Source organism: Plantibacter sp. MMLR14_011 (assembly GCF_001865025.1).
Classification (GTDB): domain Bacteria; phylum Actinomycetota; class Actinomycetes; order Actinomycetales; family Microbacteriaceae; genus Plantibacter; species Plantibacter flavus_A.
Map to the genome: position 1 here is coordinate 159,947 of NZ_MJGW01000001.1, position 21,869 is coordinate 181,815.

The 21,869-nt window shown below is 69.8% G+C and carries 26 protein-coding genes; 17 read left to right on the plus strand and 9 right to left on the minus strand.

Translation table 11 applies throughout. From position 1 onward, the window contains the following. Positions 1–22 precede the first annotated feature (22 nt). A complete protein-coding gene (gene proC / locus BIU99_RS00785) occupies positions 23–865 on the plus strand; it encodes a pyrroline-5-carboxylate reductase (protein ID WP_083397106.1) in 843 nt (280 codons plus the stop codon). 14 nt (positions 866–879) lie between these two features. On the opposite strand, the gene BIU99_RS00790 is transcribed toward proC, so the two are convergent. Beyond that, on the minus strand, positions 880–1,383 hold the full coding sequence (locus tag BIU99_RS00790) for a GNAT family N-acetyltransferase (protein WP_071258644.1): 504 nt from the start codon (positions 1,381–1,383) through the stop codon (positions 880–882). Beyond that, complete coding sequence (locus BIU99_RS00795; protein ID WP_071258646.1) at positions 1,380–1,979, minus strand: TetR/AcrR family transcriptional regulator; 600 nt, start codon at positions 1,977–1,979, stop codon at positions 1,380–1,382. Before BIU99_RS00795 ends, BIU99_RS00790 begins: the two co-directional genes overlap by 4 nt. 63 nt (positions 1,980–2,042) lie before the next feature. Here BIU99_RS00795 and BIU99_RS00800 point away from each other — a divergent pair, with 63 nt between their 5' ends. Continuing rightward, positions 2,043–2,501 (plus strand): GNAT family N-acetyltransferase, encoded by a 459-nt coding sequence (locus tag BIU99_RS00800; protein ID WP_064294615.1) that lies wholly within the window; start codon positions 2,043–2,045, stop codon positions 2,499–2,501. Positions 2,502–2,508: 7 nt separating this feature from the next. On the opposite strand, the gene BIU99_RS00805 is transcribed toward BIU99_RS00800, so the two are convergent. Beyond that, a complete protein-coding gene (locus BIU99_RS00805; RefSeq protein WP_056013885.1) occupies positions 2,509–3,180 on the minus strand; it encodes a TrkA family potassium uptake protein in 672 nt (223 codons plus the stop codon). Beyond that, complete coding sequence (locus tag BIU99_RS00810) at positions 3,173–4,615, minus strand: TrkH family potassium uptake protein (protein ID WP_064294614.1); 1,443 nt, start codon at positions 4,613–4,615, stop codon at positions 3,173–3,175. Before BIU99_RS00810 ends, BIU99_RS00805 begins: the two co-directional genes overlap by 8 nt. Positions 4,616–4,687: 72 nt before the next feature. Between BIU99_RS00810 and BIU99_RS00815 the strand changes: the two genes are divergently transcribed. The 4 genes from BIU99_RS00815 (at position 4,688) to BIU99_RS00825 (ending at position 6,206) form a co-directional block, all read left to right on the plus strand. After that, entirely contained in the window at positions 4,688–5,092 is a 405-nt protein-coding gene (locus BIU99_RS00815) for a helix-turn-helix transcriptional regulator (protein WP_064294613.1), read from the plus strand. A gap of 127 nt (positions 5,093–5,219) precedes the next feature. After that, on the plus strand, positions 5,220–5,414 hold the full coding sequence (locus BIU99_RS00820) for a helix-turn-helix domain-containing protein (protein ID WP_064294612.1): 195 nt from the start codon (positions 5,220–5,222) through the stop codon (positions 5,412–5,414). A 139-nt stretch (positions 5,415–5,553) separates the two neighbouring features. Next, a complete protein-coding gene (locus BIU99_RS19235; protein ID WP_003792170.1) occupies positions 5,554–5,652 on the plus strand; it encodes a 30S ribosomal protein bS22 in 99 nt (32 codons plus the stop codon). A 245-nt stretch (positions 5,653–5,897) separates the two neighbouring features. Next, complete coding sequence (locus BIU99_RS00825; protein ID WP_064294611.1) at positions 5,898–6,206, plus strand: hypothetical protein; 309 nt, start codon at positions 5,898–5,900, stop codon at positions 6,204–6,206. 42 nt (positions 6,207–6,248) lie between these two features. Here the strand turns inward: BIU99_RS00825 and BIU99_RS00830 are convergent, their stop codons facing one another. Then, positions 6,249–6,548: a helix-turn-helix domain-containing protein gene (locus BIU99_RS00830; RefSeq protein WP_064294610.1), complete on the minus strand. Its 300-nt coding sequence runs from the start codon at positions 6,546–6,548 to the stop codon at positions 6,249–6,251. A gap of 192 nt (positions 6,549–6,740) precedes the next feature. On the opposite strand from BIU99_RS00830, the gene BIU99_RS00835 reads away from it, so the two are divergent. Both BIU99_RS00835 and BIU99_RS00840 read left to right on the plus strand, forming a co-directional pair. Continuing rightward, positions 6,741–7,001 (plus strand): glutaredoxin family protein, encoded by a 261-nt coding sequence (locus BIU99_RS00835; RefSeq protein ID WP_064294609.1) that lies wholly within the window; start codon positions 6,741–6,743, stop codon positions 6,999–7,001. Between the two features lie 40 nt (positions 7,002–7,041). Then, a complete protein-coding gene (locus BIU99_RS00840) occupies positions 7,042–7,350 on the plus strand; it encodes a Dabb family protein (protein WP_064294608.1) in 309 nt (102 codons plus the stop codon). 18 nt (positions 7,351–7,368) lie between these two features. On the opposite strand, the gene BIU99_RS00845 is transcribed toward BIU99_RS00840, so the two are convergent. The 3 genes from BIU99_RS00845 to aspS all read right to left on the minus strand — a co-directional run bounded on the left by BIU99_RS00845 (position 7,369) and on the right by aspS (position 10,049). Then, positions 7,369–8,145, minus strand: a complete 777-nt coding sequence (locus tag BIU99_RS00845) for a putative protein N(5)-glutamine methyltransferase (RefSeq protein WP_064294607.1) — start codon at positions 8,143–8,145, stop codon at positions 7,369–7,371. Positions 8,146–8,237: 92 nt separating this feature from the next. Next, positions 8,238–8,690, minus strand: a complete 453-nt coding sequence (locus BIU99_RS00850; protein ID WP_064294606.1) for a flavodoxin domain-containing protein — start codon at positions 8,688–8,690, stop codon at positions 8,238–8,240. A gap of 18 nt (positions 8,691–8,708) precedes the next feature. After that, positions 8,709–10,049 carry an aspartate--tRNA(Asn) ligase gene (gene aspS / locus BIU99_RS00855; RefSeq protein ID WP_064294605.1) on the minus strand — a complete coding sequence of 447 codons (1,341 nt, stop codon included), beginning with the start codon at positions 10,047–10,049 and terminating at the stop codon, positions 8,709–8,711. An 85-nt stretch (positions 10,050–10,134) separates the two neighbouring features. Between aspS and BIU99_RS00860 the strand changes: the two genes are divergently transcribed. From BIU99_RS00860 to ccsB, 5 genes are read left to right on the plus strand one after another with little or no spacing between them, the layout of a single operon-like run. Next, on the plus strand, positions 10,135–10,770 hold the full coding sequence (locus BIU99_RS00860; RefSeq protein WP_064294604.1) for a histidine phosphatase family protein: 636 nt from the start codon (positions 10,135–10,137) through the stop codon (positions 10,768–10,770). Beyond that, positions 10,770–11,378, plus strand: a complete 609-nt coding sequence (locus BIU99_RS00865; RefSeq protein ID WP_064294603.1) for a TlpA disulfide reductase family protein — start codon at positions 10,770–10,772, stop codon at positions 11,376–11,378. Before BIU99_RS00860 ends, BIU99_RS00865 begins: the two co-directional genes overlap by 1 nt. Continuing rightward, positions 11,375–12,121, plus strand: coding sequence for a cytochrome c biogenesis CcdA family protein (locus BIU99_RS00870; RefSeq protein ID WP_064294602.1), 747 nt, complete (start codon positions 11,375–11,377; stop codon positions 12,119–12,121). The genes BIU99_RS00865 and BIU99_RS00870 overlap by 4 nt, the downstream gene beginning before the upstream one ends. Next, on the plus strand, positions 12,105–13,769 hold the full coding sequence (locus BIU99_RS00875) for a cytochrome c biogenesis protein ResB (RefSeq protein ID WP_064294601.1): 1,665 nt from the start codon (positions 12,105–12,107) through the stop codon (positions 13,767–13,769). The genes BIU99_RS00870 and BIU99_RS00875 overlap by 17 nt, the downstream gene beginning before the upstream one ends. Further along, positions 13,766–14,821: a c-type cytochrome biogenesis protein CcsB gene (ccsB, locus tag BIU99_RS00880; protein WP_071258648.1), complete on the plus strand. Its 1,056-nt coding sequence runs from the start codon at positions 13,766–13,768 to the stop codon at positions 14,819–14,821. The genes BIU99_RS00875 and ccsB overlap by 4 nt, the downstream gene beginning before the upstream one ends. 76 nt (positions 14,822–14,897) lie before the next feature. Here ccsB and BIU99_RS00885 read toward each other — a convergent pair whose 3' ends face one another. Beyond that, positions 14,898–15,875 (minus strand): o-succinylbenzoate synthase, encoded by a 978-nt coding sequence (locus tag BIU99_RS00885; protein WP_071258650.1) that lies wholly within the window; start codon positions 15,873–15,875, stop codon positions 14,898–14,900. 62 nt (positions 15,876–15,937) lie between these two features. On the opposite strand from BIU99_RS00885, the gene BIU99_RS00890 reads away from it, so the two are divergent. From BIU99_RS00890 to BIU99_RS00905, 4 genes are all read left to right on the plus strand, one after another. Next, positions 15,938–17,425 (plus strand): hypothetical protein, encoded by a 1,488-nt coding sequence (locus BIU99_RS00890; protein ID WP_071258652.1) that lies wholly within the window; start codon positions 15,938–15,940, stop codon positions 17,423–17,425. A 16-nt stretch (positions 17,426–17,441) separates the two neighbouring features. Then, complete coding sequence (locus BIU99_RS00895; RefSeq protein ID WP_064294597.1) at positions 17,442–18,368, plus strand: 1,4-dihydroxy-2-naphthoyl-CoA synthase; 927 nt, start codon at positions 17,442–17,444, stop codon at positions 18,366–18,368. A gap of 57 nt (positions 18,369–18,425) precedes the next feature. Next, on the plus strand, positions 18,426–19,586 hold the full coding sequence (locus BIU99_RS00900) for an AMP-binding protein (RefSeq protein ID WP_071258655.1): 1,161 nt from the start codon (positions 18,426–18,428) through the stop codon (positions 19,584–19,586). Positions 19,587–19,692: 106 nt separating this feature from the next. Next, positions 19,693–21,834, plus strand: a complete 2,142-nt coding sequence (locus tag BIU99_RS00905) for an acyltransferase family protein (RefSeq protein ID WP_254773541.1) — start codon at positions 19,693–19,695, stop codon at positions 21,832–21,834. Positions 21,835–21,869: the final 35 nt, after the last annotated feature.

Here is a 21,869-nt window from a genome sequence, read left to right on the forward strand (position 1 = left end):
TGCAGGTGCCTAGACTCGCAGGGTGAGTGAAACGATCAGCCTGCCCAGCATCGCCATCCTCGGAGCCGGTTCGATGGGAGGGGCCATCCTCCGCGGTCTCGTCCAGCCGGGTGTCGAGGTCGACGGTGGCATCACGGTGACGAACCGGACCATCGCCAAGGCGGAGGCTCTCGCCGAGCTGCCGGGCGTCACCTCGATCGCCCTCGAGCAGGACGCCGACGGCAACCGACGGGCGGCAGCCGCGGCGAAGATCGTCCTGATCGGCGTGAAGCCCTACCTGGTCGCCGACCTCCTCGCCGAGATCGCCGACGCGTTGCAGCCGGGCACGATCGTCGTGAGCCTCGCCGCCGGCATCCGCGGTGCGGCCTTCGAGGCCGCCCTGCCGACCTCGGTCTCGGTGTTGCGTTCAATGCCGAACACCCCGTCCTACGTGGGGCTCGGCGTCACCGGGCTCGCGCCGGGTACCCGGTCGAGCGAGGACGACCTCGCCGTCGTCACCGCGCTCTTCGAGACCGTCGGCCAGGTGGTCGTCATCCCCGAATCGAAGATCGACGCCCTCAGCGCCATCTCCGGTTCCGGTCCGGCGTACGTCTACTACCTCATCGAGGAACTGACCCGCACGGCGATCGGCCTCGGATTCACCCCCGAGCAGGCGTCCGTGATGGTCGACGGAACCTTCCGCGGCGCGACGGAACTCCTCGCGACGACGGGGGAGAGCGCCGAGCAGCTGCGGATCAACGTCACGAGCCCCAAGGGGACGACGGAGCGGGCGCTCGCCGTGCTCGCCGAGGCGGGTTTCAGCGAGACGTTCGACCGTGCTGCGGCAGCCGCCATCGCACGCGCCGAGGAGCTGTCGGCGTCCTGACGGCGGCGATCCGATCAGTCGAAGGACCGCACGAAGCAGTCGAGGCCGGGTCTGCCGTCCCAGGACGCGACCGCGACGAAGCCGGACCGCCGGTAGAGCGCGATCGCGGCGGAGCGCCAGTGCCACACGGAGAGACGGACGGCGACGTCGCCCCGCTGCCGGGAGACGGTCGTCGCAGCCTCGAGCAGGGCTGCGGCCACGCCCCGGCGACGGGCGCGCGGGTCGACCCAGAGTCGCTTGAGCTCCGGCGACGGGCCCTCCGTCAGGACGACGCAGCCGAGCACCCGGTCGTCCTCGACGGCCAGGAGGACCTCCTCGGAGGCGAAGGCCGTGCCCGGGTCGGTGATCTCGGCCCGGTAGCGGTCGGGGAGGGTGGTCGTCGGAGCGGGCTCGTCCGGACGCGGCTCTCGGCCGAGGAGTTTCTCGTGCTCGGTCCGACGGTGGTACTCCTCGAGCAGCTCGGCGAAGCGATCTCGCCGATGGGCCGGAGCATCGGCCCGGCGTTCCACGACGATCATTCGCCGCTCGTCTCGTCGAGCCCGAGGACGAGCAGCAGCCGGTCGAGCGCGGCGACCTGGGCAGCGGCGTCGTAGTGGTCGTCGTCGGCTGTGCTCAAAGTGCTGACGCCCTCGATGAATCCGACGACGGCGGTGGCCGTCGCGGCGACCTCGGCCTCGGTGAGCTCGGGGCGGATCTCGGACACGAGGCGGCGGGTGCGCGCGACGAACACGCCGTGACCCGCACGGTGCCGTTCGGCGAGCACCGCGTCGTCGAGTGCCGCCGCGAGGTAACCGAGCCAGACCCGTGCCTCCTGGCGCGTCTCGTCCGTGAGGGACAGGGCCTGCCGGAGGACGGCGCGCAGGGCGTCACGCGGGGTCGCGGCCGCGGCTTCGAGCGCCTCGGTCCGCGCGGCCGTCCGCTCGTGGAGCAGATCGCGAGCGTGCAGCAGCAGCGCGCGCTTGTCGGGGAAGCGATGCAGGACGAGGCCGGTCGTGCACCCGGCCCGCTCCGCGACCGCGCGGAGGGTCAACCCGTGCGGCCCGCGTTCGCCCAGCACCTCCCAGACCGCGCGCGAGATCCGCGCCTGGGCCGCTGGGTCCTTGGTTCTTGCCATGTCGTGATCACCTCGGAACCGATGTTACCGTAATGCTTGTTACGGAATGACTGGAGAACGCGAATGACGATCAGGATCAGCCGGGTGGCCTGGGATGACGAGGCGGGCACCGCGCTGCGGGCCGCCCAGCGCCGCGAACTCGACGCCCGCTACGGGAGCGACGATCACGAACCCGGCACACCGCCGACCGCAGCCGACATCACGCTCTTCCTACTCGCCAGCGACGTCGACGACACCCCGCTGGGCTGCGGCGGCCTGCGGATGCTCGGTGAGGACCGGGCGGAGATCAAACGCATGTTCGTCGTGCAGCAGGCCCGGGGGACCGGCGTCGCCACTGCGCTCCTGCGGGCACTGGAGGACGAAGCGCGGTCGCTGGGTCTCGGTGAGCTCCTCCTCGAGACCGGCACGGAACAGCCGGACGCGATGCGGTTCTACGAGCGCGAGGGATACCACCTGATCGAGGCGTTCGGGCCGTACGTCGACGAGCCGCAGTCACGCTGTTACGCGCGCAGCCTGAGCTGAGGGGGCTTCAGCCCTCGAGCGAGGCGAAGCGCTCGATGTCGGCCGACGTGCCGGAGACGATGATGAGGTCGTGGTTCGACACGACGGTGTCGGCGGTCGCGTAGGTGAAGGGCTTCCCCGGTGACTTCACCCCGACGACGGTGATCCGGTACTTCGTCCGGACACCCGACTCCGTCAGGTTCAGCCCGCGGATGGGCTTCGGCGGGTACATCTTGACGAGCGCGAAGTCGTCGTCGAACTGGATGAAGTCGAGCATGCGGCCCGACACGAGGTGGGCGACGCGTTCGCCGGCCTCGCGCTCGGGGTAGATGACGTGGCTCGCCCCCACCCGGGCGAGGATCTTGCCGTGCGACTGCGAGACGGCCTTGGCCCAGATCTGCGGGATCTTGAGGTCGACGAGGTTGGCGGTGATGAGCACGCTCGCCTCGATCGAGGAGCCGACCGCGACGACCGCGACCGAGAAGTCCTGCGCGCCGATCTGCCGGAGCGCCTCGATGTTCTTCGCGTCGGCCTGCACGGTGTGCGTGACCCGGTCGGACCACTTCTGCACGAGGTCGGAGTTGTCGTCGATCGCGAGCACCTCGCGGTCGAGCCGGTCGAGTTCGCCGGCGCAGGCCGCACCGAACCGACCGAGTCCGATGACGAGGACCGGGGCGTCGTGCTTGATGCGGTCAACCAACGATGGGCCTCTCTTCGGGACGTTTGAACAGCTGGCCGCTCTGACTCGCGGCCACGGCTGCAGCGAGTGTCACTGTACCAACGCGGCCCAGGAACATGGTGACGGCGAGGACGTACACCCCGGCGTCGGGCAGGTCCGCGACGAGGCCGGTGCTCAGCCCGACGGTCGCGAAGGCGGAGATGACGTCGAACAGCACGTGGTCGAGCGGAGCCTTGGTGATCTGCAGGATGACGATCGTGGACAGGGCCACGATCGTCGCGCCCCAGAGGACGACGCTCACGGCGACGCGAAGCACGTCCTGCGGGATGCGCCGGCGGAAGACCTCCACACCCTCGCGGCCGCGGGCCTCGGCGAACGCCGCCAGGAACAGGACGGCGAGCGTCGTGACCTTGATCCCGCCGGCGGTCGAGGCAGAGCCGCCGCCGATGAACATGAGCATGTCGGCGACGAGCAGGGTCGAGCCGTTGAGGTCGCCGATGTCCACGGTGGAGAAGCCGCCCGACCGGGTCATGGCCGACAGGAAGAACCCCTGGAAGATCGTGTCCCAGAGGTTCCACTTGTTCCAGGTCTCGGGGTTGTTGAACTCGAGCAGGATGAAGGCGAGCGCTCCGGCGAAGAACAGGATGATGGTCGTGACGAGCGTGAGCTTGACGTGCAGCGACCAGCGGCTCGGCCGACGGAAGTTGCGGCTCAGCGCGTAGATGACCGGGAAGCCGATGCTGCCGAGGAAGACCCCGAGCATGAGGATGCTGAGGAACCAGTAGTCGTTCTCGAACGCCGCGAGGCCCTCGGCGTTCGGCGTGAAACCGGTGTTCGTGAAGGCCATGGCCGCGTAGTAGACGCTGTTCCAGGCGGCGTCCCACGGGTTGATGCCGTCGAGCAGCATGCGCGGGAAGAGCAGGACCGCCAGTGCCGCCTCGATCACGAGCGCGCTGACGGCGACGGTGACGAGCAGGTTGCCGATCTCCCCGAGGCGGACGGCCTGACCCTCGGCGACGGGGCCGTGGTGCGACCGCAGGGGGTTCGTGTCGCTCGCCGCCATGAGCTTCTGGCGGAGCCCGAGTCGTCGGGCGATCACGAACCCGAGGATCGAGGCCAGGGTCAGGACGCCGAGCGCGCCGATCTGGACGCCGATGAACACGAGCACGTGACCGAAGAGGGACCAGTGCGTGGCCATGTCGACGGTCGAGAGCCCGGTGACGCAGATGACGGAGACGGCGGTGAAGAGCGCGTCGGCGATCGGGGTCACCTGGCGGTCGGCGCTCGCGATGGGGAGTGAGAACAGCATCGTGAAGACGAAGATCAGGAAGCTGAACACGAGGATGGCGAACCGGGAGGTCGACTTCGCCGCGAAGTCGCTGACGGCCTCCCGGACCCTCGCGAGGCCGTGGCGCACGATGATCTCGGGACGACGACCCATGGCATTGCCGCTCATCTGACCCCTCAACACCTCAGGACTGCGCCGGAGGCAATGGTACTCCGTGCGCTCCATCACTATCGTTGGACCATGGCCGACATTTTCGACGTGATCGCTGACACCACCAGGCGGGACATCCTCGCGCTGCTGCTCGAACGGCACGGTGGCACCGGGACGAGCGTCTCCGAGATCGTCGCGCAGCTCGGCCTCAGCCAACCGACGGTGTCGAAGCACCTCAAGGTCCTGCGCGAAGCAGAGCTCGTGGAGGTGCGCGAGGAGGGCCAGCACCGCTACTACAGCCTGGACTCGGCGCCGCTCGAGGACGTGGAGGACTGGCTCATCCCGTTCCTCAGCGTCGACTACCAGGACGACGGTGTCGATTTCGCGGCGTTGTCGCTGCCGGACCAGGCCAAGGCGGTCGCCGGATCGGTCGGCAAGGTCGCGGCGGACGTGACCCACGCGGTGCAGTCGGTCACGAAGAAGCTCCGCCCCTAGGCCGGCCTCGCATACCGTTCACACAGGGGATGTACAGGGCGGGCGTCGGACCTCTAGAGTTGCCATGCGGCGTTCCGGTCCTCGGGGCGCCGTTCAAGCAGGTTTCCAGAGGCGTAGGAGGGGTTCGATGACGCAGGACACTGCCGACGTCCGCTTCCTCACCGTGGCCGAAGTCGCCGAGATGATGCGGGTGTCCAAGATGACCGTGTATCGCCTGGTGCATTCGGGGGAGCTCCCGGCCATCCGGTTCGGGAAGTCGTTCCGAGTGCCGGAGACCGCCGTCGACGCCGTCCGGCAGCGCCCGGTCGCCGACGCCGGCTGAGGCGTTCCCCGCTCCTAGCAGCCTGCAGGCGTACGGCGTGTGAACGACGCGCGCTGCAATCGGCTAGACTGGCAACAAGACTTGTTCTCTTCGGTCGCGATCCCTGCGGCCAAGCCCCCCAATTCTGTGAGGTAAATCCGTGGGTTCTGTTATCAAGAAGCGCCGCAAGCGTATGGCGAAGAAGAAGCACCGCAAGCTGCTTCGCAAGACCCGTCACCAGCGCCGCAACAAGAAGTAGCCGGCTGCTCCGTTCGGAGCGCCTGACGACTCTTCGTCCACCGGAAGCGCCTGCCCAATGGGGTACGGCGCTTTCTGGCGTTGTCGAGGTGATCGTCTCGTCGCCGGTCGTGGCGTGGGATCCCCGCGGGTCGAGCGGCGTCGAGGTTCCTCCACAGGCGAGGCCGGAGGGGACTGATCCACAGCGCGTCGCGGCACGCGATCCGTCGGCCCGAGATCGTCGGCGGTCCTTCGTACGGTGTTCGCATGACCCGCGATCTTCCTCCAACCGCCCGCCGCAACCGACGCGAGCTCGCCTACCGGGTGCCGTTCGTCGTCGAACGAGACGACGCGCCTCGCTATCGACTCCGGAACGTCGGTGACGAAGCCGTGCACTGGGTCGTGCTGCGCCTGAACGGGCCCGGACTCCTCGCCCCACTGGAACCGTGTCGCCTGACGCCTGGCAGCGCTCTGGAGTTCGAGGTGTTGGGCACCGAGTTGGCCCGCGCGACCAGTGTGCAGGTGTCCTGGTTCCGTCCCGGCGGTCACCAGTACCTCTGGCGGGTCACCTTCTGACGGACGCCATCCGGTGGAGGGGAGTGGTCTCCGATGCGCGGATCAGCGTTCCTGGTCGCGGCGAGCGGCCAGCAGGTCGCGGGCCGTCAGCTTGTGCGCCCGGCCCGGGTACATGTCCGCGTTGAGGCCCGTGATGAACGGGGCCGGGTCGAGGTCGAGCGCGGTACTCAGTCGGACGAGCGTCTCCACGCTCGGGTGCACCTGCCCTCGCTCGATCTTGCCGATGTTCGTCCAGTGCATCCCCGCCAACACGCCCAGGTCCTCGAGGGTCAGCTGTCGCTCGTTGCGGGCGGCCCGCAACCGCTCGCCGAGGATGGTCGCGGCTTCCGAATGTGTAGGCATCACTCAATGACAACGGACCTCGACCGGCGCATGCCAGAGCGTCTGTGTCGGGTGGATACGCCACCTATGGTTCTCGTTCCTGGGTTCAACGGCATCATCACTCCGGCATCGTGCCAGATGTCGTGAAGAAACACCACACGTGTCGGATCTCTGGACGTGCTGCGGCCTCGAGCACCCCGTACAGTTGAGGAGGTGTCCACTCTGCACGTCACGCTCATCGGCAAGCCCGGCTGTCACCTCTGCGACGACGCGCGAGCCGTGATCGACGAGGTGGTCGCAGGCCTCCCGTCCGACGGCCCCACGATCGAACGCGAGGAGCTCTCGATCCTCGACGATCCGGCGCTCCACGACCGCCACTGGGAGGAGATCCCCGTCGTCCTCATCGACGGCAGGGTCCACAACTACTGGCGCATCGACCCCGACCGCCTGCGGTCCGCGCTGCTCGCCGACTGATCCGCACGACCATCCATCCACATCGACCCTTGGGGGCCCAGTGACCATCCGCCACATCGTCAGCTGGAAGCTGGCAGCAACGGACGAGGCCGAGCGCGACGCGGCGTTCGCCACGATGCAGTCCGAACTCGAGGCACTCGCCGGGTTCATGCCGGACGACATCGAGCGCCTCCAGGTCGGACGCAACATCGCCTACCCGGAGAGCAACTGGGACGTCGTGCTGGTCGGCGACTACCCGAGCCTCGAAGCCTTGGAGCGCTACCAGGTCCACCCGGAGCATGTCCGCGTGGTGCAGATCGTCCGCCAGCTCGTGGTCGAGCGCTCCGCGGTCGACTTCCAGCTCGACTGAGCCCGGCGCCCGCAGGACTCAGGCCATGACGCCGACGGCCACGGTGCCGTCGAGCTCGTCGTCGCGGACGATCGACGCCGTGAGGCCCGCCGCCCGCATGAGCGTTGCGGTCTCGGGAGCCTGACGTTCGCTCGTCTCGATCAGGATGGCGCCGGTCGGAGCGAGCCAGTCCGGGGCCTGCGCGATGATCCGACGCTGGACGTCGAGCCCGTCGGCACCGCCGTCGAGCGCGATCACGGCCTCGTGCTCCCGAGCCTCGGGCGGCATCGTCGCCATCGACGCCGTCGGGACGTAGGGGGCGTTCGCGAGCAGGACATCGACGCGCCCCGCGAGCGCTCGGGGTAGCCCGTCGAACAGGTCTCCGAGCAGGGCGTGCCCACCGAGCGGCTCGACGTTGCGCCGTGCGCAGTCCACCGCGGCGAGGTCGATGTCCGACGCCCAGACATCGATGGGGCCGGGCGCCTCGGTGAGGAGCGCACTCCCGACGGCCGCGGCACCGCAGCAGAGCTCGACGACCACCGAATCCTTCCGGAGGCGCGGGAGGGCGACGTCGACCAGGAGCTCGGTGCGTCGCCTCGGCACGAAGACCCCGTCCTCGACGACAACCCGGCGGCCCCGGAACGCGACCCAGCCGAGGACATGCTCGAGCGGCCGGCCGGCGACCCGTGCCGCGACCATCCGTTCGAGTCGATCCGGATCATCCGATTCGGCGAGGAGGAGAGCCGCCTCGTCCTCGGCGAAGACGCACCCCGCCGCACGAAGGCGCAGGACCACGGATTCGGCGGTCGCGTTCATCTGGCCTACACCCCTCGCCCACCTGCGACGGACGCCGCACGGTCGGTGCGAGTCACGCTACCGTCGCGTCCGGGCTCGCACCAGAGCGGTGGTCAGAGCTGTTCTGCTGCGGCGAGCACGCCGGGCAGCCAGGCGAGCGCGACGTCCTTCTTGCGCTCGAACCCGCCGTCGTCGTGCAGACCGAACTCACCGAACCGGGTCGCGCCGTGCTCGGTGAGCAGGGCGTCGAGCAGCGAGCTGCCCTGGTTGTACGTGTCCTCGTAGCTGCTGTCGCCCAGCCCGAAGATGGCGTACCGGAGCCCGTCGAGTTCCACGTCGGACTCCTCGAGCGCCTCGTAGAAGATCTGGCCGGTCTCACCGAGGAGGCCGTCGCCGTACGTCGACGTGATGAAGATGTGGATCTCGTCGGCCGACAGCTCCGCGGGGTCGACGTCGCCGAGGTCGACGACGCGCCACTGGTGCTGTGAGCCGATGGCCTTACCGAGGTCGCCGGCGAGGCGTTCGGCGTTGCCGGATTCGGTCCCGTACAGGATGACGATCTGCATGGCGTCCTTCTTGCGGGGTTACGGGGCGAGGCGGGTCGGGCCGCGGAACAGGTAGGTGACCTCACGGATGGAGGTCTCGTGCAGCATGAGCATGAGCACGCGGGCGAGGCCCATGCCGAAGCCGCCGTGCGCCGGGACGCCGTAGCGGAAGAAGTCGAGGTAGAACTCGAGCTCCTCGGGCTCCAGACCCTTCTCCTTGGCCTGCTCGACGAGGACGTCGACGCGGTGCTCGCGCTGCGCGCCCGTGGAGATCTCGACGCCGTTGTAGATGAGGTCGTAGCTGTTCGTGAGCGAGCCGTCCTCGGCGTTGCGCATGTGGTAGAACGGCCGGATGCTCGACGCGTAGTCGGTCAGGAAGACGAAGTCGTGACCGAACGTCTCCTTGACGTAGGCCGCGATCTGACGCTCGCCCTCGGGGTCCATGTCGTCGTCGGCGCGGGGGATCTCGTAGCCGCGCTCGGCGACGATGCGCTTGGCCTCGGCCAGCGGGATGCGCGGGAACGGACGCGACGGGACCTCGAGCTCGATGCCGAAGAGCTCCGAGATCTGCTCGCCGTGCTTGTCCTTGACCGCCGTGAAGCCGGCGACGAGGAGCTCCTCGTGCAGCTGCATGACGTCCTCGTGGGACTCGATCCAGCTGATCTCGGCGTCGACGCTCGTGAACTCGGTCGCGTGTCGGCTGGTGAACGACGGGTCGGCGCGGAATGCGGGTCCGACCTCGAACACCTTGCCGAAGCCGGCGGACTGCGCCATCTGCTTGAAGAACTGCGGGGACTGCGCGAGGTACGCCTTGCCCTCGAAGTAGTCGACCTCGAAGAGCTCGGCGCGCGACTCGCTCGCGCTCGCCATGAGCTTCGGGGTGTGGATCTCGATGAAGTCGTTGTCGATCCAGTACTGACGCAGTGCGTGCTCGAACGTCGTCTGGATGCGGAAGATCAGTGCCTGCTTCGGCTGGCGCAGGTCGAGGAAGCGCCAGTCGAGCCGCTTGTCGAGCGAGGAGTCCGCAGCGATCGGCGTCTCGGGGTTGGCGGCGGTGACGACCTCGAGCGTGGCGACCTTGACCTCGATGCCGCCGAGCTTGACGCGCTCGTCGTGCTTGAGCTCGCCGGTGACGGTGATGAAGGAGCCGTGCGCGAGGGCGGAGATCGCCTCGGTGGTGGCGAGGCGGTCGGCGGAGCCCTCGACCTCCGGGTCGACCTCGCGGACGGCCGGGTTCACCAGCTGGACGGCGCCGCTCTCGTCGCGGAGGACGACGAACTGCACCTTCTTCTGGTCGCGGACGGTCTCGACCCATCCGGAGACGGTGACGGGACCGTCGGACAGGGCGGCCAGGTTCTTCACAACGACGCGTTCACTCACCCCGACAGCTTAGCCGTCGCTCGTGGCTCGGACCTGGACGGAGGTCACGGTGAATCCGCAGCTTGGGGAAACGTACACTTGGAGGGTGGTAGCCGACCAGATCCATCTCGTGCGTCACGGCGAGGTGCACAATCCTTCTCGTGTGCTCTACGGTCGACTCCCCGCATTCCGACTGTCCGAGCTCGGTGAGCGCATGGCACAGGCCGCCGCAGACGACCTCGTGAGCCGTGATCGCACGGTGGGCGCGCTCTACGCGTCCCCGCTGCAGCGCACCCAGGAGTCCGCCGCGCCGGTCGCCGCCGCGTTCGGGCTCGCCGTCGTCGCCGAGCCGCGCGTGATCGAACCGTTCAACGAGTTCGAGGGCAAGCGCATGAGCCGCGCCCTGAAGAACCCGCTCAACTGGCCCAAGCTCCGCAACCCGTCCCGCCCGAGCTGGGGTGAGCCGTACGCGTCGATCGTCAACCGCATGACCGCGGCCGTCGAGGACGCCTGGCGCGCGACGCCGTCCGGCGACGTGGTCATCGTCAGCCACCAGCTGCCCATCTGGATGCTGCACAGCTCTGTGGTCGGGGCGCCCTATCGGCACGACCCGCGGAAGCGACGGTGCGCCCTGTCGAGCATCACCAGCTTCGAGCGGACCGAGCAGGGCTTCGTCGAGGTCGGCTACGTCGATCCGGCGGCTCGTCTCTCGTCCGGTGCGACCGATGTCGGGGCCGTCTGATGGCCCGCCGATCGAGGACGTTGGCCGTCGCCGCCGTGCTGGCCGTCGGGGCGCTCCTGCTCACGGCGTGCGGGAGCGATCCGCTCGCCGAGCAGTATCGCGAGGGCAGCAGCAAGGGGTACGTCGCGGGCGACGGCAGCGTGACCGAGGTCGCGCTCGACGACCGTGGCGAGTCGATCAGCTTCTCGGGCGTCGGCGAGGACGGCGAGCAGATCTCCTCCGCGGACCACGCGGGCCAGGTCATGGTCGTGAACTTCTGGTACGCCGCCTGCGCACCCTGCCGCGCGGAGGCGAAGGATCTGCAGGCGCTCAACGAGGCGTACACCGACCAGGGCGCCACCTTCATCGGGGTCAACGTCCGCGACACCGCAGACACCGCGAAGGCGTTCAACGGCACCTTCGGCATCACCTACCCCTCCATCCTCGACGTCGACAGCGGGGAGGCGAAGCTCGCCTTCACGGGCAGCGTCCCGCCGAACGCGGTGCCGACCACCATCGTCCTCGACGCCCAAGGTCGGGTCGCCGCACGCATCCTCGGGCAGCTGCAGGACCGCACCATCCTCGACACCCTCATCCGCGACACGATCGCCGAGAGCGCCCCAGAGTGACCCCCGGCGAGCTCGTCTACGGCGGCCAGCTCCTCGTGGCGATCCCGATCGCCATCGCGGCCGGTCTGCTGTCCTTCCTCTCGCCGTGCGTCCTGCCGCTCGTCCCCGGCTACCTCGGATACGTCGGCGGCATGACGACGGTCGAGGAAGGGCGCTCCGGTGCGGGTCGCCGGCGCGTGTTGCTCGGCGTCAGTCTCTTCATCCTCGGCTTCACCGTCGTGTTCGTGGCGATCGCGGCGTTCGTCGGGACGATCGGCGCCTGGTTCGTCGAGTGGGAGGGCGTCATCACCCGCGTCCTCGGTGCGGTCGTCATCCTCATGGGGCTCATCTTCATCGGCCAGTTCTCCCGGCTGCAGCGCACGGTGCGCACCAGCTGGGCACCCGCCACCGGCCTCGCCGGCGCGCCGCTGCTCGGCTTCGTCTTCGCCATCGGCTGGACGCCCTGCCTCGGCCCGACGCTCACCGCGATCAGCGCGCTCTCCCTCTCGGGCGGCTCCGCGTGGCGCGGAGCGCTCCTCGGGCTGTTCTACTGCCTCGGTCTCGGCATCCCATTCCTGCTCGTCGCACTCGGACTCGGTTGGGTCACGGGGTCGTTGGCGTTCCTCAAACGGCACATCCGCACGATCAACATCATCGGCGGCGTGCTCCTCATCGTGATCGGTGTGTTGATGGTGTCTGGTCTCTGGTCCGCTTGGATGTACTCGTTGCAGGGGGTGATGAGCGGCCTTGTCACGCCCCTCTGATCACATCGACTCTGCCGCACCGGCTCCGGCCGACGGCATCAACCAGCCGAAGCTCGGGTTCGTCGGTTGGCTCCGCTTCTTCTGGCGTCAGCTCACGAGCATGCGCACGGCGCTCTTCCTGCTGCTGCTGCTCGCCATCGCCGCGGTGCCCGGATCGCTCGTCCCGCAACGGTCGAGCGACCCGAACGGCGTCACCCAGTACTTCACCGACAACCCGGACCTCGCGCCCATCCTCGACAAGGTGCAGGCGTTCGACGTCTACAGTTCGGCCTGGTTCTCCGCGATCTACCTGCTGCTGTTCATCTCGCTCATCGGCTGTGTGATCCCGCGGACGAAGCACCACTGGCTCGCCCTGCGCTCCCGCCCGCCGCGGACGCCCGCGCGCCTGTCTCGGCTCTCCGCGTTCGAGCGTCGCAGCGACGACAGCGGCGCGACCGCCGCCGAGCTCATCGACGACGCGACGAAGCAGTTGAAGCGCCAGGGCTACCGTGTCGAGCGTTACGACGCCGAGGGGTCCGCATCGGTGTCCGCCGAGCGCGGCTTCCTCCGCGAGACCGGCAACCTCGTGTTCCACTCGGCCCTCGTCGGCATCCTCGTGACGGTCGGTTTCGGCGGCGGCTTCGGCTTCTCCGGTCAGCGCGTGCTCGTCGAGGGACAGACCTTCGTCAACACCCTGCTCGACTACGACTCCTTCAACCCCGGCCGCTTCTTCAACGAGTCGGAGCTGGCCCCCTACAAGTTGACGCTCGACGAGTTCGGCGTCACCTACGAGACCGAGAACCTCGACGCGTACGGTCAGGCGATCGACTACCGCGCGAAGGTCACGACGACCTCGCCCGGCGGGAAGCCGCAGGACGCGACGATCAAGGTCAACGATCCGCTGCGGTTCGAGGGCACCGACGTCTACCTGCTCGGCAACGGCTACGCGCCGACGATCACCGTCCGTGATCCCGAGGGCAAGGTCGTGTTCAGCGACTCCATCCCGTTCCTGCCGCAGGACGCCCAGCTCACCTCGCTCGGCATCGTCAAGGTCCCGGACGGTCTGGCTGAGCAGCTCGGCATGATCGGGTTCTTCTATCCGACGCAGGCCGCGTCCAAGCCGCCGTTCTTCTCGTCCTACCCCGACCTCGCCTACCCGGTGCTGACGCTCAACGTCTACTCCGGCGACCTCGGTATCAACGCCGGTGCTCCGAAGTCGGTCTACGCGCTCGACGTCGACGACATGAAGCAGCTCACGGGCGGCGACACCGGCGTCGAGTCGATCGAACTCACGCCTGGCCAGATCACGGACCTCCCCAACGGCCTCGGCACGGTGTCCTTCGACAACGTCGCCGCCAACCCGTCGACCGAGAACTACGCCGGCTCCGTCAAGCGGTTCGCCTCGTTCGACGTGCACCACGACCCGACCCAGCTCTGGGTGCTCGCATTCGCCATCCTCGCCCTGTCCGGCCTCATCACCTCGCTCTTCGTCGCCAGACGCCGCGTCTGGGTGAAGGCCGTGACCGGGAGCGACGGCACCGTCTCCCTCGAATACGCCGGGCTCGCCCGCGGCGAGGACCCCGGCCTCGAAGCGGCCGTCGCGGCGATCGCCGAAGCGCACAGTCCAACGCCTGTCCCGTCCGAACCCGAAGGTAGAATCACCCCGTGACCCTCGTCGAAATCTCGAACCTCTGCCTCTGGTCGGCCGTCGCCGTCTACGCGCTGGCGTTCATCGCCTTCACGTTCGACCTCGCGCGCCGCAGCGCCGAGGTCACCGCGGCGATCGACGCGGCCGAGCGGGCCGAGCTGGAACGGTCGGCAGCCGCCGAGGAACGCGTCGGCGCACTCGCCTCCGCCGCGGCGCGGACCGCCGCACCGATCGTCACGAGCGACGGTGTCCCGCGCAAGACCCGCCGTCCCGCGGACGAGCCCGAGCAGCAGGCGTCGCGCAAGTCGCCGAGTCTGCGGGTCGGGGTCTCGCTCACGGTCATCGCCTTCCTGCTCCACCTTGTCGCGGACGTAACGCGCGGTATCGCCGCCGGTCGTGTCCCGTGGGCGAACATGTACGAGTTCGCGATGACGGGCACGCTGCTCATCGTCGCGGTGTTCCTCGTGGTCATCGCGCGCGTGGACCTCCGGTTCCTCGGCAGCTTCGTGATCGGCCTCGTGACCGTGCTCCTCGGCCTTGCGACCGCGAACTTCTACGTCGAGGTCGTCCCGCTGCCGCCGGCGCTGCAGTCGGCGTGGCTCGTCATCCACGTGTTCGTCGCGAGCCTCGGTACGGCGTTCTTCGCCATCGGCTTCGCGTTGAGCGTCGTGCAGCTCCTGCAGGGGCGTCGTGAGCGTCGGCTCGGGCTCGTGCAGCCCACCCAGGGCTCCGGGCGTCTCCGCTTCCTGCTCACCCTCCCGAACGCGGAGCGCCTCGAGAACCTCGCCTACCGCGTCAACATCATCGGCTTCATCTTCTGGACGTTCACGCTCATGGCCGGTGCCATCTGGGCGGAGCGCGCTTGGGGTCGGTACTGGGGCTGGGACACCAAAGAGGTGTGGACCTTCATCATCTGGGTGATCTTCGCCGGGTACATCCACGCCAGGGCGACGCGCGGCTGGCGCGGATCACGGGCGGCCACGCTCGCGATCATCGGCTTCAGCGCCGTGATGTTCAACTTCGTCGTCGTGAACGTGTTCTTCAAGGGTCTGCACGCCTACAGCGGCCTGTAGGTCTCCGACGCACCGGTCCCTGAGCCTCTTTCCGGTCCGCGACCCTCCTTCTCCGGTCCCTGAGCCTGTCGAAGGGCTAGCCGAGCAACGCGTGGGTGCGGCGGAGTCGGTCGAGCCACCACGCCGTGCGCTCCGGTGACGCCGTGAAACGCTCGAGGAGATCGGCGTCCACCTCGACGCGCCGGACGGCGATGCCGCCGTCCACGGGATCGAGCGGGGCGGTCGTCACGTCGCCGCCGAGGAGCGCGGTGGTGGCGAGCCCGCAGTCGTAGTCGAGTTCCGGCAGGGCCGCCGCGAGGTGGGCACCCATGGAGATGCCGACGGAGGTGTCCAGCGCGCTCGAGACGACGATCGGCAGGCCGGCCTCGCCCGCGATGCGGAGCGCGGCGTGCACGCCGCCGAGGGGCTGCGCCTTGACGACGAGCAGGTCTGCGGCGCCGGCGCGAGCCACGGCCAGGGGGTCCTCGGCTTTGCGGACGCTCTCGTCCGCCGCGATGGCGACGTCCAGGGAGGAGACCCGTTCCCGGACCTCGGCGAGTTCCGCGACGGTCGCGCACGGCTGCTCGACGTACTCGAGGTCGAAGGGTTCGAGGGCGCGGATGGCGTGTTCGGCCTCGTCGACGTTCCAGTTGGTGTTGGCGTCCACACGGAGTCGACCCTCGGGTCCGATGGCCCGCCGGACGGCGGCGACGCGCGCGACATCGTCAGCGAGCACCTGCCCGCGCTCGGCGACCTTCACCTTCGCAGTGCGGCAGCCCGGGAAGCGGGAGAGGATCGACGGGACGTCCGCCGCATCCACGGCTGGAACCGTCGCGTTCACGAGGATGCGATCCCGGTGGAGGGGTGGGAGGCCCGACCAGCCGAAGTCGATGGCGGCCCGGAGCCACGCGGCCGACTCCTGGTCGTCGTACTCGACGAAGGGGGAGAACTCCGTCCACCCGGCGGGCCCGCGGAAGAGCACGGCCTCGCGGGTGTCGATGCCCCGGAACCGGACGCGGAGGGGGATGGAGACCACGCGGGCGGTGGCGAGGACGTCGTCGAGGTTCGCTTGCATGTCCCCATCCTGCACCCGGACGTCGGAAGCCGTCGCGGGACGCCCGTGACACAATCGATCCCGTGCCGCTGTTCTCCCGACGCAAGCCGATGCCCGGCGAGCGGCGAAGCGTGCCCGCGGACGAACCCACCGCCTTCTCGGTGCCCGAGCCGATCTTCGAGCCGAGCCCCGAGGCCGAGGTGCCCCCGATGATCGAGGAAGCGCCCGGCGGATCCTCAGGCGAGCCGCGCGATCCGAACGCCCCGCCGATCCCCGGAGCGCCGCAGGCAGCCGCGTCCTCGACCGCGCAAGCGCCTGCCGCCCCGGAGCGCACGCCCGAGGAGCTGGAGGCGGAGACCGCCCGGTTCCGTCGTCCGGGGTCCCGGGGACGACGGACGCCGCGGCAGCCAGCATCACGGAAGCCGTCGTCGCGTCGTCAACGGAAGGCGGCGGAGCGCGCGGCTGCCTCGCAACCCAAATCTGCGGCGATCCCGGCCGACGACGGCGAGCGGAGTCCGGCGGCCCACCCGCCTGCCGCCGGTGCATCCCCGACGGGTCGGGACGAACTCGGCGCGCGGAGTCGGGGTGTCGTCGCCTCCTTCTCCCCGCTCGCCCTGCTCGGCGCGGTCGTGGCCGTCACCCTCTTCACCGTCCTGCTGGCCGTGAGCTACCGGCCCGGCGAGGGGGCATGGGCCATCCTCGTGGCGTTCGCCCTCGTCGTCGTGGTGCAGATCGTGCTGCTCATCGGGAGTGTCGTCGTCATCCGCCGGAAGGTGCGGCGCCGCTGGGGCGTGCTGGCGCTGGTGCTCATCCTCGTCGTCAACCCCGTCACGGCGATGGCGTTCGGAGGTCTCGCCACGGATCGGGCCGGGAATGGTGCCTCCGCCGGTGGCGGCGGCGACGAGGAGCACGACCCGATCTGGGACACCTACCCGGGGTCCGCCTACGTCGACGCGAAGGAGACCCTCGACGGGCCGAGCTACGAGGACTTCGTCGGGACGTCCGACGAGATGCTCGCGGAGATCCGGACGGCGTTGACCGCCGAGTTCGGGTTCGACTGGGTGGAGCGACAGCCCGCCGAGACGGAGGCCGATCAGAACGGGTACGGCGGGGACTCCATGCTCTTCGAGTACACGGCACCGGTGTGGCAGACGACGACGACCGTGCGCACCTTCGAGGAGAAGTCGCGGGTGGTCGAGCTCATCCGGCAGGTGCTGCTCCGCTACGGCATCGCGAACCTCGACATGCAGAACGCACCGTCCTCCTGGCGCGAGCCGGGCGAGCTCACCGAGCGGTACGGCGGCGAGACCCTCGACACCCAGGCGCTGTGGGACCTGCACACCTACAACGCCATCACGGGGGCCGGGGACTTCCGGACGAGCATCGTCGATCTCACGCTCGACTCGGCCGGCACGGTCGCGAAGGACCGCGAGTTCGACGTCGACTACTCCGACATGGCGGCGGAGGGTGTCGAGCTGCACCTCGACTCCTACGCGCTCCTCAAGGAGGCGGACCGCGCCGACTACCTCGAGGCGCTCAAACCCTACGCGGACCTCGACAAGCCGAAGTAGTGCCTAGGCTGGACGCATGAGCGATCGAGTGTCCGAACTGTTCGACCCGGAGATCTGGGACGTCGTACCGGGGTTCGAGGACCTCACCGATCTGACGTACCACGTCGCGCGCGAGGGCGGCTTCGTGCGCATCGCGTTCGACCGCCCCGAGGTGCGCAACGCCTTCCGTCCGCACACCGTCGACGAGCTGTACCGCGCGCTCGACCACGCGCGCCAGAGCCCGACGGTCGGGGTGGTGCTCCTCACCGGGAACGGTCCGAGCGCGAAGGACGGCGGCTGGGCGTTCTGCTCGGGCGGCGACCAGCGCATCCGTGGTCGCGACGGCTACCGGTACGCGAGCGACGACGCCGCAGACGACGAGACGGCGAGCGGCATCGACGCCGCGCGCAACGGTCGCCTGCACATCCTCGAGGTCCAGCGCCTCATCCGCTTCATGCCGAAGGTCGTCATCAACCTCGTTCCCGGGTGGTCCGCGGGCGGTGGGCACTCCCTCGGTGTGGTGTGCGACCTGTCGATCGCGAGTCGGGAACACGCGCGGTTCAAACAGACCGATGCCGACGTCGGTTCCTTCGACGCGGGGTACGGGAGCGCGTACTTCGCCAAGCAGGTGGGCCAGAAGTTCGCCCGCGAGGTGTTCTTCCTCGCCCAGGAGTACGACGCGGAGCGCGCGCTGCAGGCGGGCGCGATCAACGCGGTCGTCCCGCACGCCGAGCTCGAGCAGACGGGGGTCGCCTGGGCCCGCACCATCCTCGGCAAGTCGCCGACCGCCATCCGCATGCTGAAGTTCGCCTTCAACGCCGTCGATGACGGTCTCGTCGGCCAGCAGGTCTTCGCGGGCGAGGCCACCCGTCTCGCGTACGGCACCGACGAGGCCGTGGAGGGGCGCGACGCCTTCCTGGAGAAGCGCAAGCCGGACTGGGCCCCGTTCCCCTGGCAGTTCTGAGCTCCGTGACCTCGAGGGGTCGGCGGAGCACCGACGCACCCGGCGTACGCTGAATCCATGACCCGTCAGCTGCTCCCCGTCGACGCGTCCGCCTCGGCGATGCTCGCAGCCCTGGAGACGGCGCTCGACGGCTCTGGACCCGCGGTCCTCCCGATGCAACCCGGATCGTCAGCGGCACCGGCCGTGGTCGATGACCGGGTGGCCCTCGTGATCGAGACGTCCGGCTCGACGGGCGTGCCGAAGCGGGTCGCCCTCGCGGCTGACGCCCTCCTCGCGAGTGCGGCGGGTTCTGCGGTGGCCCTGGGCGGCCCTGAGGCCCACCGCCGTTCCTCGCAGTGGATCCTGGCGCTCCCGACGCACTACATCGCCGGCGTCAACGTGCTGCTCCGGTCGATCGTCACCGGGACCAGGCCGATCGAGGCGCCGACAGGGTCGTTCGACGCCCGGGTGTTCTGCGGACTCGTCGAGCGGCTCGACGCCGATGCCGGCTTCGCCGCCCTCGTGCCGGCGCAGCTGCGCCTGCTCGTCGACGCCGCCGAGACGAGCACCTCCGTGCGCGACGCGCTCGCCGGACTCGCCGGGCTGCTCGTCGGGGGACAGGCCACCCCCGCTCCGCTGCTCGAGCGGTCCGCAGCGCTCGGCATCCGCGTGGTGCGGAGTTACGGCTCGAGCGAGACCTCCGGCGGTTGTCTGTACGACGGCGTGCCGTTCCCCGGTGTCGAACCCCGGCTGGTGGACGGGGAGCTCCTCATCGCCGGGCCGGTGCTCGCCGAAGGCTACCTCGGCGAACCGGACCGCACGGCGACCGCCTTCCCGGACGACGGCGGCCGCCGGTGGTACCGCACCGGCGACACCGCCGAGCTCGTCGACGGCGTCGTCCGCGTGACCGGGCGGGCCGACAACGTGATCATCAGCGGCGGGGTGAACATCTCCCTCGACCGCGTGCAGGCGGTCGTCCGCTCGGTGCCGGGGCTGGCCGAGGCCGTCGTCGTCGCCGTGCCCGACGAGCGGTTCGGTCAGGCGTCTGCGATCGTGACGGACGCCGCGACCCCCGCCGATCATCTGGCGGACGACGCACTGCTCCAGGCCGCGCGGGACACGGTCGCGGAGGCGCTCGGCCGCCCGGCCCGCCCCGCCCGACTGGTCCGTCTGGCCGAGCTGCCGCTGCTCGCGAGCGGCAAACCCGACCTCGTCGCACTCCGCTCACGACTGGGCTGACCCCGCCCTCAGCGTGCCACCGAGGGCCGGTTTGCAGGCGGTTGTCGCATAGGGCATGCTCTCCCATGCGTGTCGACGAGCGACCGCAGCCGGGGGACGACGACAGGTGACAACGGGGACCGACACGGGCGCTGCGCCCACGAGGCCGACCACGGCGTTCCGCGCCGACATCCAGGGGATGCGGGCGCTCGCCGTGACCGCGGTGATCCTCGCCCACGCGACCGGCCGGCCGGCCGGCGGCTTCGTGGGCGTGGACGTGTTCTTCGTGATCTCCGGCTTCCTCATCACCGGGTTGCTCCTGCGCGAACACGAGCGTTCCGGGCGCATCTCCCTGCCGGCCTTCTTCGGTCGGCGGATCAAGCGGATCCTGCCCGCGTCGATCGTCGTCCTGGCCGCGACCGTCGCGCTGGCGTCGTGGCTCTTCAACGCGCCGCGGGCGCTCGCGACCTGGTGGGACGCGGTGTCGGCCGCGCTGCTCGTCTCGAACTGGCGCTTCGAGGCGTCGGGCACCGACTACTTCCACGCGACGGACGCCGCATCACCGCTGCAGCACTTCTGGTCCCTCTCGATCGAGGAGCAGTTCTACCTCGTGTGGCCGGTGCTGCTCCTCGTCCTCCTCGCCGTCGCGGCCCGCGGAGCCCGACCCGTGCTGCGCTCGCGCCTCGTCGTCGGTGGCGTCCTCGTCGTCCTGATCGCGGCCTCGTTCGCCGTCGCCGTGTGGCAGTCCGGGGCGGCTCCGCAGGCCGCATACTTCGCGACCGGCGCGCGGGTCTGGGAGCTGGGGGCCGGCGCACTCCTGGCCGTGTTCGCTCCGCTCCTCGCCCGGGTACCGCTGGCGCTCCGGGTGGTCGCCGGATGGGCGGGGCTCGTCGGCATCGTCGCATCCGCACTGCTCATCACCGGGTCGATCGGGTTCCCCGGTCCCTGGGCGGTCGCCCCCGTCGCCGCCGCGATGCTGGTCATCGCCGCCGGGACCGGAGCCGGTCCCGCGTACCCGCGCTGGATGTTCCCGCTCACGAACCCGCTGAGCCGTGGCGTCGGAGCGATCTCCTACTCGCTCTACCTCTGGCACCTTCCGATCCTCGTGTTCGTACCGATGCTCGTCCCCGACACCGCCCTCAGCACGGTCCCGGGGATGCTCGGGCTCATCCTCGGGGTCTCGGTGCTCTCCTTCCTGCTCATCGAACAGCCGTTGCACCGCACGCCGCACGTGGGTTCCTTCCACGGCGACCGTGACGCCAGGGACGCCGCCTGGGCCGCCTGGCGCGAGCGGTTCGCCTCCCAGTTCCTCTACTCGGTGGTCGGGCTCGTGATCGTCGCCGGGCTCGCGGTGATCGCCATCGGCCCCGCGCTCCGCATGCCGGTGGCCACCGGAGGACCGGCGGCCGTCGCGGCACCGGCGGGAGACCCGCTCCAGGGCATCGCCGCCGAGCTGCAACTCGCGAGCCAGGCCTCCGCATGGCCCGACAACCTCTCGCCGAGCCTCGACGACGCGATCCGCGCGACCTCGAGCACCAACCCCGCCCGGGCCTGTTTCGACCTGGGTTCGACGCCCGACGACGGCTCGTGCACCTGGGGCGATGCGTCCGCGCCGAAGCACGTCTACCTCGTCGGCGACTCGACCGCGCTCGCCTACGCGCCGGCGTTCCGGGCCATCGCCGATCAGAGCGGCGGGGCCGTACGGATCACCACCATCGGTCTGTACGGGTGCCGCTTCACGCAGGATCTCATCCAGAACAGCGGCGCGGGGGTGATGGACGACTGCCCGACCCGGAAGCACGACATCGCCGAACGCATCGCCGCGGACCAGCCCGACCTCGTGATCGTCTCGAACGCGTTCGCCGCAGGTCGCACCACCGACGGCCGATCGCTCGACACGACGTCGATGGTCGAGTCGGCGCTCGCCGAGACTGCGGGCTATCAGGTCCCCGGCCGCGTCGTGTTCCTCGCGCCGCCGCCCCTCGGCGCGGATCTCGGGTCCTGCTACTCGAGGGTGTCCAGTCCGCAGGACTGCGCCGTCGGCGTCGACGCGGCCTGGAACGACTTCGCCGCGGCGACCGAGTCGGCCGCGACGGCCGCCGGGGAGCGGTTCGTCTCGTCGCTCCCGTTCAGCTGTGTCGACGGCGTCTGCCCGGCCTTCGCCGGGACCACGCCGACGAAGTACGACAGCGTGCACCTCACCCCGGCGTTCGCCGAGCACATCGCTCCAGCGATCCTCCAGACGCTCCACGCCGCCGGGGCCCTGTGACGCCGTCCGCCCCGAGGCTCCGCGGGTAGACTCGC

Bases quoted from the DNA above. Each gene is read 5' to 3' on its own strand.
- BIU99_RS00790 (WP_071258644.1), bottom strand. From the start codon at position 1,383: ATGATCGTCGTGGAACGCCGGGCCGATGCTCCGGCCCATCGGCGAGAT.
- BIU99_RS00795 (WP_071258646.1), bottom strand. From the start codon at position 1,979: ATGGCAAGAACCAAGGACCCAGCGGCCCAGGCGCGGATCTCGCGCGCG.
- BIU99_RS00800 (WP_064294615.1), top strand. From the start codon at position 2,043: ATGACGATCAGGATCAGCCGGGTGGCCTGGGATGACGAGGCGGGCACC.
- BIU99_RS00810 (WP_064294614.1), bottom strand. From the start codon at position 4,615: ATGAGCGGCAATGCCATGGGTCGTCGTCCCGAGATCATCGTGCGCCAC.
- BIU99_RS00815 (WP_064294613.1), top strand. From the start codon at position 4,688: ATGGCCGACATTTTCGACGTGATCGCTGACACCACCAGGCGGGACATC.
- BIU99_RS00820 (WP_064294612.1), top strand. From the start codon at position 5,220: ATGACGCAGGACACTGCCGACGTCCGCTTCCTCACCGTGGCCGAAGTC.
- BIU99_RS00825 (WP_064294611.1), top strand. From the start codon at position 5,898: ATGACCCGCGATCTTCCTCCAACCGCCCGCCGCAACCGACGCGAGCTC.
- BIU99_RS00830 (WP_064294610.1), bottom strand. From the start codon at position 6,548: ATGCCTACACATTCGGAAGCCGCGACCATCCTCGGCGAGCGGTTGCGG.
- BIU99_RS00845 (WP_064294607.1), bottom strand. From the start codon at position 8,145: ATGAACGCGACCGCCGAATCCGTGGTCCTGCGCCTTCGTGCGGCGGGG.
- BIU99_RS00850 (WP_064294606.1), bottom strand. From the start codon at position 8,690: ATGCAGATCGTCATCCTGTACGGGACCGAATCCGGCAACGCCGAACGC.
- BIU99_RS00865 (WP_064294603.1), top strand. From the start codon at position 10,770: ATGGCCCGCCGATCGAGGACGTTGGCCGTCGCCGCCGTGCTGGCCGTC.
- BIU99_RS00885 (WP_071258650.1), bottom strand. From the start codon at position 15,875: ATGCAAGCGAACCTCGACGACGTCCTCGCCACCGCCCGCGTGGTCTCC.
- BIU99_RS00895 (WP_064294597.1), top strand. From the start codon at position 17,442: ATGAGCGATCGAGTGTCCGAACTGTTCGACCCGGAGATCTGGGACGTC.
- BIU99_RS00900 (WP_071258655.1), top strand. From the start codon at position 18,426: ATGACCCGTCAGCTGCTCCCCGTCGACGCGTCCGCCTCGGCGATGCTC.